The sequence below is a fragment of the endosymbiont of Lamellibrachia barhami genome (genome assembly GCF_011947365.2).
GTDB lineage: Bacteria > Pseudomonadota > Gammaproteobacteria > Chromatiales > Chromatiaceae > QGON01.
Map to the genome: position 1 here is coordinate 1 of NZ_JAAVSH020000015.1, position 1,000 is coordinate 1,000.

General features: G+C 56.5%; 2 protein-coding genes. Both read left to right on the forward strand.

The genetic code is table 11. The annotated features are described in order from the left end of the window. Nucleotides 1–383, forward strand: a 383-nt coding sequence (locus G9Q73_RS19120) for a flagellar hook-basal body complex protein (protein ID WP_177421558.1), incomplete at its 5' end; no start/stop codon positions are given. A gap of 12 nt (nucleotides 384–395) precedes the next feature. Beyond that, nucleotides 396–1,000 (forward strand): flagellar basal body rod protein FlgF (locus G9Q73_RS19125; RefSeq protein ID WP_177421559.1); only part of this gene is annotated, 605 nt, incomplete at its 3' end.

Here is a 1,000-nt window from a genome sequence, read left to right on the forward strand (position 1 = left end):
ACGAACTGACCCAGAACGGCTTCACCTCGGGCACCCTGAGTGGGGTGGATGTAGACGCCAATGGCGTGGTTTTTGCCCGCTTTACCAACGGCCGCTCAGAGGCATTGGGCAAGGTGGCGCTGGCCCACTTCAATAACGAGCAGGGACTGCGGCAGGTTGGTGATACCAGTTGGGTGGAATCCTTTGCCTCAGGCGATGCGCAGTTGGGTGAGGCTGGCTCTGCCGGTATTGGTGTTATCCAGTCCGGTGCATTGGAGAACTCCAATGTGGATATTGCCCAGCAGTTGGTCAACCTGATTACCGCGCAACGTAATTTCCAGGCCAACGCGCAGGTGATCACCACGGCGGATGCGATCACCCAGACAGTGATCAATATCCGATAACAGGAGTAGATCATGGACCGTATGTTGTTTGTCGCCATGAGTGGAGCCAAGGAGACTCTGCTGGCCCAAGCCAGCAACTCCCACAATCTGGCCAACGTCAATACGCCGGGATTCATGGCGGATCTGAATCAGTTTCGCAGTATGCCGGTGTTTGGTCCCGGTCATCCAACCCGTGTCTACGCCATGGATGAGCGATCTGCTATCGACTTTACCAGAGGCAGCATCCAGTCTACCGGCAACGACATGGATGTGGCGATAAAGGGTGAAGGCTATATCGCAGTGCAGGCGCCGGATGGTACCGAAGCCTATACGCGTCGTGGCGATCTGAAAATCGATGCCAACGGCATTCTCACAAACGGCGAAGATTTGCCGGTGATCGGCAATGGTGGGCCGATTGCCTTGCCGCCCCACGAAAAGATCGAGATCGGCAACGACGGTACTATTACCATCCTGCCGGAAGGTTCGACGCTTGAGGCCCTGGCGATCGTGGACCGAATCAAGCTGGTGAGTTCGCCACCCGAAGACCTGATAAAGGGTGAAGATGGCCTGTTGCATCTGCGGGAAGCGGCGGAATTGCCGCCTGACGCAAACATTGAGCTGGTCTCCGGTGGTATCGA